This is a genomic window from Streptomyces sp. TBY4 (assembly GCF_024213195.1).
GTDB lineage: Bacteria > Actinomycetota > Actinomycetes > Streptomycetales > Streptomycetaceae > Streptomyces.
Map to the genome: position 1 here is coordinate 230,672 of NZ_JANAVF010000013.1, position 9,368 is coordinate 240,039.

Consider the following 9,368-nt stretch of genomic DNA (forward strand, 5'->3'; position numbering starts at 1 on the left):
CGCGGCTTCGCCCGGCTGCTTCGATCGAAGACCGGCCCGCACGCAAGGAGCGCTTCTCCGCAACCGTCCACCACCACACGGGTGGCGGACGGAGACGACGAAAATGGAGAAAACGCTAGTGGAGAACGAGACCCACTACGCCGAGGCCGTCATTGACAACGGTTCCTTCGGCACCCGCACCATCCGCTTCGAGACGGGCCGTCTGGCCCGCCAGGCCGCCGGCTCCGCCGTTGCCTACCTGGACGACGACACGATGGTGCTTTCCGCCACCACCGCGTCGAAGAAGCCCAAGGACCAGCTCGACTTCTTCCCCCTGACGGTGGACGTCGAGGAGCGCCAGTACGCGGCCGGCAAGATCCCCGGCTCCTTCTTCCGCCGCGAGGGCCGCCCCTCCGAGGACGCGATCCTCACCTGTCGCCTGATCGACCGCCCGCTGCGCCCGTCCTTCAAGAAGGGCCTGCGCAACGAGATCCAGGTCGTCGCGACGATCATGGCCCTCAACCCCGACCACCTGTACGACGTCGTGGCGATCAACGCCGCCTCCGCGTCCACCCAGCTGGCCGGCCTGCCCTTCTCCGGCCCGATCGGCGGCGTCCGCGTCGCACTGATCCGCGGCCAGTGGGTCGCGTTCCCGACGCACACCGAGCTCGAGGACGCCGTCTTCGACATGGTCGTCGCGGGCCGCGTGCTCGAGGACGGCGACGTCGCGATCATGATGGTCGAGGCCGAGGCCACCGAGAAGACCATCGCCCTGGTCAAGGGCGGCGCCGAGGCGCCGACCGAGGAGGTCGTGGCCGCCGGCCTCGACGCCTCGAAGCCCTTCATCAAGGTCCTCTGCAAGGCCCAGTCGGACCTGGCCGCCAAGGCCGCCAAGCCCGAGGGCGAGTTCCCGGTCTTCCTGGACTACCAGGACGACGTGTACGAGGCCCTCGCGGCCGCCGTCAAGGGCGAGCTCTCCCAGGCGCTGACCATCGCGGGCAAGCAGGACCGCGAGGCCGAGCTGGACCGCGTCAAGGAGATCGCCGCCGAGAAGCTCCTCCCGGCCTTCGAAGGCCGCGAGAAGGAGATCTCCGCCGCGTACCGCAGCCTCACCAAGGCCCTGGTCCGCGAGCGCGTGATCAAGGACAAGGTCCGCATCGACGGCCGCGGGATCACGGACATCCGTACCCTCGCCGCCGAGGTCGAGGCCATCCCGCGCGTGCACGGCTCGGCGCTGTTCGAGCGTGGCGAGACCCAGATCCTGGGCGTCACCACCCTCAACATGCTCCGCATGGAGCAGCAGCTGGACACCCTCTCCCCGGTGACCCGCAAGCGCTACATGCACAACTACAACTTCCCGCCGTACTCGGTCGGCGAGACCGGCCGCGTCGGTTCGCCGAAGCGCCGCGAGATCGGCCACGGCGCGCTCGCCGAGCGCGCGATCGTGCCGGTCCTCCCGACGCGCGAGGAGTTCCCCTACGCGATCCGTCAGGTGTCCGAGGCCCTCGGCTCCAACGGCTCGACGTCCATGGGCTCGGTCTGCGCCTCCACCATGTCGCTGCTGAACGCCGGTGTGCCCCTCAAGGCCCCCGTCGCCGGTATCGCCATGGGCCTGATCTCGCAGGAGATCGACGGCAAGACCCACTACGTCGCCCTCACCGACATCCTCGGTGCGGAGGACGCCTTCGGCGACATGGACTTCAAGGTCGCCGGCACCAAGGAGTTCGTCACCGCGCTCCAGCTGGACACCAAGCTCGACGGCATCCCGGCCTCCGTCCTGGCCGCCGCCCTCAAGCAGGCCCGCGACGCCCGCCTCCACATCCTCGACGTGATGATGGAAGCGATCGACACGCCGGACGCCATGTCCCCGTTCGCCCCCCGGATCATCACCGTCAAGATCCCGGTGGACAAGATCGGTGAGGTCATCGGCCCCAAGGGCAAGATGATCAACCAGATCCAGGAGGACACCGGCGCCGAGATCACGATCGAGGACGACGGCACCATCTACATCGGTGCCGCCGACGGCCCGGCCGCCGAGGCCGCCCGCGCCACGATCAACCAGATCGCCAACCCGACCATGCCGGAGGTCGGCGAGCGCTACCTGGGTACGGTCGTCAAGACCACCACCTTCGGTGCCTTCGTCTCCCTCATGCCCGGCAAGGACGGCCTGCTGCACATCTCGCAGATCCGCAAGCTCGCCGGTGGCAAGCGCGTGGAGAACGTCGAGGACGTGGTCGCGGTCGGTACCAAGGTCCAGGTCGAGATCGCCGAGATCGACTCCCGCGGCAAGCTCTCCCTGATCCCCGTGATCGACGGCGAGGCCGCCGGCGACGACGCTGACAAGGACGACTCCGACAAGTGACGTCGCGTAGTTCCCGTGTGACGGCCCGCCCCTCTTCGGAGGGGCGGGCCGTCGCCCGTACCCAAACACTGCTCAAGGGCGCGAACGGCATCGGCACCGTCCGGCGCACGGTCCTCCCCGGCGGACTGCGCGTGGTCACCGAGACCCTGCCGTCCGTCCGCTCCGCCACCTTCGGGATCTGGGCGCACGTCGGCTCCCGGGACGAGACGCCCTCGCTGAACGGCGCCACGCACTATCTGGAGCACCTCCTCTTCAAGGGCACCGAGAAGCGCAGCGCCCTCGACATCTCCTCCGCGATCGACGCGGTCGGCGGAGAGATGAACGCCTTCACGGCGAAGGAGTACACCTGCTATTACGCGCGGGTGCTCGACACCGATCTGCCGCTGGCCATCGACGTCGTGTGCGACATGCTCACCGGCTCGCTCATCCTCGAATCCGATGTCGACGCCGAGCGCGGAGTCATCCTCGAAGAGATCGCGATGACCGAGGACGACCCGGGCGACATGGTCCACGACCTGTTCGCCCAGACCATGTACGGGGACACCCCGCTCGGGCGCCCCGTCCTCGGCACCGTCGACACGATCAACGCGCTCACCGCCGACCGGATCCGCCGCTTCTACAAGAAGCACTACGACCCCACCCACCTGGTCGTGGCGGCCGCGGGCAACGTCGACCACAACAAGGTCGTACGCCAGGTCCGCGCGGCCTTCGAGAAGGCCGGCGCCCTCACCCGTACCGACGCCGCACCGGTCGGCCCGCGCTCCGGCACCAAGCGGATCCGCACCTCGGGCCGCGTCGAGCTGGTCAACCGCAAGACCGAGCAGGCCCACGTGGTCCTCGGCATGCCGGCCCTGGCCCGCACCGACGAGCGCCGCTGGGCGCTCGGCGTACTGAACACCGCGCTCGGCGGCGGCATGTCCTCCCGCCTCTTCCAGGAGGTCCGGGAGAAGCGCGGCCTCGCCTACAGCGTGTACTCGTACACCTCGGGCTTCGCCGACACCGGCCTCTTCGGCGTCTACGCCGGCTGCCGCCCCAACCAGGTCCACGACGTACTGCGGATCTGCCGGGACGAGCTGGACAAGGTGGCCGCCGACGGGCTCACCGACGAGGAGATCCGGCGGGCCGTCGGCCAGCTGTCCGGCTCCACCGTCCTCGGCCTGGAGGACACCGGCGCGATCATGAACCGCATCGGCAAGAGCGAGCTGTGCTGGGGCGACCAGATGTCGGTCGACGACATGCTGGCCCGGATCGCGGCCGTCACCCCGGACGAGGTCCGCTCGGTCGCACAGGATGTACTGGCCCAGCGGCCCTCGCTCGCCGTGATCGGCCCGCTGAAGGAGAAGCAGGCGGCCCGTCTCGACGAAGCGGTCGCCTAGTCCCCGTACGCACGTAAGGAAGCAAGCAACATGAGCAAGCTGCGCGTGGCAGTTCTCGGCGCCCAGGGCCGCATCGGCTCCGAGGCGGTCAAGGCCGTCGAGGCCGCCGAGGACATGGAACTGGTGGCCGCCCTCGGCCGCGGAGACAAGCTGGAGACGCTGGCCGAGGCCGGCGCCCAGGTCGCGGTCGAGCTGACCACCCCCGCCTCGGTGATGGAGAACCTCGAGTTCCTCGTCCGCCACGGCATCCACGGAGTGGTCGGCACCACCGGCTGGACCGAGGACCGCCTCGCCCAGCTGAACACCTGGCTCGCCGCCTCCCCGGCGACCGGTGTGCTCATCGCCCCGAACTTCTCCATCGGCGCCGTCCTGACGATGAAGTTCGCCGCTCAGGCCGCCCGGTACTTCGAGTCCGTCGAGGTCGTCGAACTGCACCACCCGAACAAGGTCGACGCCCCCTCCGGCACGGCGACCCGTACGGCGCAGCTCATCGCGGCCGCCCGTGCCGAGGCCGGCCTCGGCACGCAGCCCGACGCCACCGCCACCGCCCTCGACGGCGCGCGCGGCGCGGACGTCGACGGCGTCCCGGTGCACGCGATCCGCCTCCGCGGGCTGCTGGCCCACCAGGAGGTGCTCCTCGGCGGCGAGGGCGAGACCCTGACCATCCGTCACGACTCCCTGCACCACAGCAGCTTCATGCCGGGCATCCTGCTCGGCGCGCGCCGCGTGACGCAGACCCCGGGCCTCACCTTCGGCCTGGAAAACTTCCTCGAACTCGGCTGACGAGCAGGCGGCGGCACCCATGCGCGCGAAGATCCTCTACTTCATCACGGCCGCGGTCCTGGTCGTGTACTTCGTCCTGGTCGGCAGCCGGGGCCTGATGCTGATCCGGCACGGGACCTGGCTCACCGTCACCTTCGGGGTGGCCGTGCTGATCCTGCCGGTGATCGGGGTCTGGTTCCTCTGGAAGAACACCCAGTTCGTCACCAGGGCCAACCAGCTCGGAGCCGAGCTGGAGGCCGAGGGCGGACTGCCCGTGGACGAGCTGGAGCGGGACCAGTACGGCCGGATCCTGCGGGACTCGGCCGACGAGGTCTTCGCGCGCCGCAGGGCCGAGACGGAGGACGCGCCGGGGGACTGGCGCAGCTGGTTCCGCCTCGCCGTCGCCTACCACGACGCCCGCGACACCCCGCGGGCCCGCAAGGCCATGCAGCGGGCCATCTCCCTGCACGACGGAAAGCCCGTACAGGCCTGAGCCGGTACGGGCTTCCCGTGCGGGTGCCGCCCTTACGGGGGCGGCGGGCCGTCCGACCTCAGGCCGGTACGGCCCGGTACTCGTCGGCCCAGGCCCCCACCGAGTCGGCGGCCCGGTCGAAGGCCTCGGTCCGCGACAGGAAATCGGCGCTGTGGTCGGTCAGCAGGACCGGCAGCTCGGCTCCGCCGCGCGCCGCCACCGTCAGGGCCTGGCCCTGCACGGTCCTCGGCAGCCCGAGCCAGCGCACGGGCTGCTGCACCGTGCGGACCTCGCCGACCTGGTTCCAGGGGATCGAGCGGGTGGTGAAGAACCCGGCCACGCGCAGCCCCTTGGGGCTCACCCAGACGCCCGTGCGCAGCAGCCGCAGGGCGGAGCCGACCACGGCCAGCGAGGCCAGCAGACCGCCCAGGGCGCCGGTCCAGGTGCCGGCGGCCACGATGATCACCGTGGCGAACAGCATGAACGAGCCGAGCAGGAGCAGCAGCGAGGCGATGGCCACCCGCCAGGGACCCGGGCGGTAGGGACGGCGCCACCGGTCGGGGTCTTCGTAGGGGAGCGTCTCCCCGTTGTCGTGCGCGTCGAATGCGCCGTCGGCCGTCAGGAAGGGCAGGGGCACGGCAGGACCTCACTCACATGCACGTTCGGTTGGGCTGTGCCGTGAGGCTACCGCCCCTCGGAGGCCTCCGACTGCTGCGACTTCGCCGGTGCGTGGCTCGGCTGCAGTGCGGGGATGCCGAAGAGGAGCGATCCGACGAGCCCGGCGACGACGGTCAGTCCGACCAGACTACGTGCGGCGATCTGGGTCTTGCTCAGGCTCTCGCGCGGCGGCGGAGTGACGTTGCTGCGGAATCGGTCGGCCTCGGCGACGAAGGCGAACGGGACGGGTTCGCGCCGGCGGAACATGGGGAACGACTCTCCTCACGGTCGGGGCCCCGGTGAACGAGGGGGCAGGATGGGCGGACGTTCTACGGAGTAGGACGTACGAAAGGCCCGATCGGTGCCGTTTTCCGGGACATTAATCAAACTTTATGGCGCTGCGTCAGCTCCGCCGGGGGTGCCCCGTACGGCCTGTTCGCCCACTTCCGTACTGATGTACGAAGCAAGTCTGAAGTGTCCGTATTGCCACGTTTCGTAAAGTTCATCTAGGCTGATCAAACGGACCCGGCACTGCTTGAACCCCCGAGCAGGCAGTGCCGGGCTCCAACACCCTCATCACGTCCCCCGAGGGGACACCGCGAGCATGGCAGCGAGTAGCGTGTTACCCATGGCTCCGATCTCGACTCCGCAGACCCCCTTCGGGCGGGTCCTCACCGCCATGATCACGCCGTTTACGGCGGATGGCGCACTTGACCTCGACGGCGCGCAGCGTCTCGCCGTCCACTTGGTGGACGCAGGCAACGACGGCCTGATCATCAACGGCACCACCGGTGAGTCGCCGACCACCACTGACGCGGAGAAAAACGACCTCGTACGAGCCGTACTCGAAGCGGTCGGAGACCGGGCCCACGTGGTCGCAGGCATCGGCACCAATGACACCCGTCACACCCTCGAACTGGCCCGCCAGGCCGAGCGCACCGGCGCCCACGGCCTGCTCGCGGTCACCCCGTACTACAGCAAGCCGCCGCAGGAGGGCCTCTTCCGGCACTTCACGGCGATCGCCGACGCCACCGAGCTCCCGGTCATGCTCTACGACATCCCGGGCCGCAGCGGTGTCCCGATCAATACCGAAACACTCGTCCGGCTGGCCGAGCACCCCCGTATCGTGGCCAACAAGGACGCCAAGGGCGACCTCGGACGCGCCAGCTGGGCCATCGCGCAGAGCGGCCTGGCCTGGTACTCCGGTGACGACATGCTGAACCTGCCGCTCCTGTCGGTCGGCGCGGTCGGCTTCGTCTCCGTGGTCGGCCACGTGGTCACCCCCGAGCTCCGCGAGATGCTCGCGGCCCACTTGGGCGGCGACGTCCAGAAGGCCACCGAGATCCACCAGAAGCTGCTCCCCGTCTTCACCGGCATGTTCCGCACCCAGGGTGTGATCACCACCAAGGGCGCGCTGAACCTGCAGGGCCTGCCCGCGGGCCCGCTGAGGCTCCCGCTGGTCGAGCTGACCGCCGAAGAGACGGCGCAGCTCAAGATCGATCTTGCCGCCGGCGGGGTACAGCTCTGACACCAGACTTCACAACTGAATAAGCGGAACCACACAAGACAACAGCAAGTGCACGAATGACATGCGCGCCACGTGCCTCGACGGGTACGTGGCCGCGCGTGGTGAAGGAGAACCTTTTGAGCCATCCGCATCCTGAACTCGGTCCGCCGCCGAAGCTCCCCAAGGGAGGCCTTCGGGTCACCCCCCTGGGCGGCCTCGGTGAGATCGGCCGCAACATGACCGTCTTCGAGTTCGACGGCCGCCTGCTCATCGTCGACTGCGGCGTCCTCTTCCCCGAAGAGGAGCAGCCGGGCATCGACCTGATCCTGCCGGACTTCTCGTCCATCCGGGATCGCCTCGACGACATCGAGGGCATCGTCCTCACGCACGGCCACGAAGACCACATCGGCGCCGTCCCCTACCTCCTCCGGGAGAAGCCGGACATCCCGCTGATCGGCTCCAAGCTGACGCTGGCGCTCATCGAGGCCAAGCTCCAGGAGCACCGCATCCGCCCCTACACCCTCGAGGTGAAGGAGGGGGAGCGCGAGAACCTCGGCCCCTTCGACTGCGAGTTCATCGCGGTCAACCACTCCATCCCGGACGCCCTGGCCGTGGCCATCCGCACCGGCGCCGGCATGGTCGTGGCCACCGGCGACTTCAAGATGGACCAGCTGCCGCTGGACGGCCGCCTCACCGACCTGCACGCCTTCGCGCGTCTGAGCGAGGAGGGCATCGACCTCCTCCTCTCGGACTCGACGAACGCCGAGGTCCCGGGCTTCGTCCCGCCCGAGCGCGAGATTTCCAACGTCCTGCGCAACGTTTTCGCGAGCGCCAACAACCGGATCATCGTGGCCAGCTTCGCCAGCCACGTGCACCGCATCCAGCAGATCCTCGACGCCGCCCACGAGTACGGCCGCAGGGTCGCCTTCGTCGGCCGCTCGATGGTCCGCAACATGGGCATCGCCCGTGACCTGGGCTACCTGAAGGTTCCGGCCGGCCTGGTCGTGGACGTCAAGACCCTCGACGACCTGCCGCCCCACGAGGTCGTCCTGGTCTGCACGGGTTCGCAGGGCGAGCCGATGGCGGCCCTGTCCCGCATGGCGAACCGCGACCACCAGATCCGGATCGTCCCGGGCGACACGGTCATCCTGGCCTCGTCGCTCATCCCGGGCAACGAGAACGCGGTCTACCGCGTGATCAACGGCCTGACCCGCTGGGGCGCCAACGTCGTGCACAAGGGCAACGCCAAGGTGCACGTCTCGGGCCACGCCTCCGCCGGCGAGCTGCTGTACTTCTACAACATCTGCAAGCCGCGGAACCTGATGCCGGTCCACGGCGAATGGCGTCACCTGCGCGCCAATGCCGAGCTCGGCGCCCTGACGGGCGTACCGAAGGACCGCATCGTCATCGCCGAGGACGGCGTGGTCGTCGACCTCATCGACGGCAAGGCCCGCATCTCCGGCAAGGTCCAGGCCGGCTACGTCTACGTGGACGGCCTCTCGGTCGGCGACGTCACCGAAGCCCACCTCAAGGACCGCAAGATCCTCGGCGACGAGGGCATCATCTCGGTCTACGTCGTGGTGGACAGCACCACCGGCAAGATCGTCAGCGGCCCGAACATCCAGGCCCGCGGCTCCGGTATCGAGGACTCGGCGTTCACCTCCGTCCTGCCGAAGATCGAGGAAGCCATCGCCCGCGCCGCCGCGGACGGTGTGGCAGAGCCGCACCAGATCCAGCAGCTCATCCGCCGCACGATGGGCAAGTGGGTCTCCGACGGCTACCGCCGCCGCCCGATGATCCTCCCGGTCGTCGTCGAGGTCTGACCCTCGCCGTAGGCGACCACACCGGAGCGGGGCAACCGGATTTGCATCCGGGGGCCCCGCTCCAGTACGTTTACGTCTCCACCTCGCACGACCCCCCGGCACACACGTGTGCCCGGCCACGTCGATGCGGGCGGGTGGGATTCCAGAGCAGGGAAACCTGATAAAGTCTGGCTCGCCCGAAAGGGAATGGCTCTCCAATGGCCGTCCAATTCAAATCCAAGTCGGAAACGACGCGGAAATGATCTGGTAGAGTTGGAATCGCCGGAAAGGGAAAACGCGAAAGCGGATGACCTGGAAGGCGGAAAACAAGCGAGACAGACTCTGATAGAGTCTGAAACGCAAGAACAGAACGAAAAGCCCGGAGGAAAGCCCGAGAGGGTGAGTACAAAGGAAGCGTCCGTTCCTTGAGAACTCAACAGCGTGCCAAAAA

8 protein-coding genes are annotated in these 9,368 nt (G+C 68.7%); 6 read left to right on the forward strand and 2 right to left on the reverse strand.

Going from position 1 to position 9,368, the window contains the following annotated elements:
- Nucleotides 1-118 precede the first annotated feature (118 nt).
- From NLX94_RS27910 to NLX94_RS27925, 4 genes are read left to right on the forward strand one after another with little or no spacing between them, the layout of a single operon-like run.
- Nucleotides 119-2,341: a polyribonucleotide nucleotidyltransferase gene (locus NLX94_RS27910; protein WP_254385868.1), complete on the forward strand. Its 2,223-nt coding sequence runs from the start codon at nt 119-121 to the stop codon at nt 2,339-2,341.
- Nucleotides 2,338-3,717 (forward strand): pitrilysin family protein, encoded by a 1,380-nt coding sequence (locus tag NLX94_RS27915; RefSeq protein ID WP_254385844.1) that lies wholly within the window; start codon nt 2,338-2,340, stop codon nt 3,715-3,717. Before NLX94_RS27910 ends, NLX94_RS27915 begins: the two co-directional genes overlap by 4 nt.
- Before the next feature lie 30 nt (nt 3,718-3,747).
- Nucleotides 3,748-4,500 carry a 4-hydroxy-tetrahydrodipicolinate reductase gene (gene dapB / locus NLX94_RS27920; protein ID WP_254385845.1) on the forward strand — a complete coding sequence of 251 codons (753 nt, stop codon included), beginning with the start codon at nt 3,748-3,750 and terminating at the stop codon, nt 4,498-4,500.
- Between the two features lie 19 nt (nt 4,501-4,519).
- Nucleotides 4,520-4,972 carry a hypothetical protein gene (locus tag NLX94_RS27925; RefSeq protein ID WP_254385846.1) on the forward strand — a complete coding sequence of 151 codons (453 nt, stop codon included), beginning with the start codon at nt 4,520-4,522 and terminating at the stop codon, nt 4,970-4,972.
- 58 nt (nt 4,973-5,030) lie between these two features.
- On the opposite strand, the gene NLX94_RS27930 is transcribed toward NLX94_RS27925, so the two are convergent.
- The gene (locus NLX94_RS27930; RefSeq protein WP_254385847.1) at nt 5,031-5,588 is read right to left on the reverse strand and encodes a PH domain-containing protein; all 558 of its coding nucleotides are present in this window, start codon (nt 5,586-5,588) and stop codon (nt 5,031-5,033) included.
- 47 nt (nt 5,589-5,635) lie between these two features.
- The gene (locus NLX94_RS27935; protein ID WP_243337485.1) at nt 5,636-5,875 is read right to left on the reverse strand and encodes a hypothetical protein; all 240 of its coding nucleotides are present in this window, start codon (nt 5,873-5,875) and stop codon (nt 5,636-5,638) included.
- Nucleotides 5,876-6,236: 361 nt separating this feature from the next.
- Here NLX94_RS27935 and dapA point away from each other — a divergent pair, with 361 nt between their 5' ends.
- The gene (gene dapA, locus NLX94_RS27940) at nt 6,237-7,136 is read left to right on the forward strand and encodes a 4-hydroxy-tetrahydrodipicolinate synthase (protein ID WP_254385848.1); all 900 of its coding nucleotides are present in this window, start codon (nt 6,237-6,239) and stop codon (nt 7,134-7,136) included.
- Between the two features lie 116 nt (nt 7,137-7,252).
- A complete protein-coding gene (locus NLX94_RS27945; RefSeq protein WP_254385849.1) occupies nt 7,253-8,938 on the forward strand; it encodes a ribonuclease J in 1,686 nt (561 codons plus the stop codon).
- Nucleotides 8,939-9,368: the final 430 nt, after the last annotated feature.

Excerpts from the sequence above, each read along its gene's own strand:
- NLX94_RS27935 (WP_243337485.1), bottom strand. The coding sequence starts at position 5,875 with ATGTTCCGCCGGCGCGAACCCGTCCCGTTCGCCTTCGTCGCCGAGGCC.
- NLX94_RS27925 (WP_254385846.1), top strand. The coding sequence starts at position 4,520 with ATGCGCGCGAAGATCCTCTACTTCATCACGGCCGCGGTCCTGGTCGTG.
- dapB (WP_254385845.1), top strand. The coding sequence starts at position 3,748 with ATGAGCAAGCTGCGCGTGGCAGTTCTCGGCGCCCAGGGCCGCATCGGC.
- dapA (WP_254385848.1), top strand. The coding sequence starts at position 6,237 with ATGGCTCCGATCTCGACTCCGCAGACCCCCTTCGGGCGGGTCCTCACC.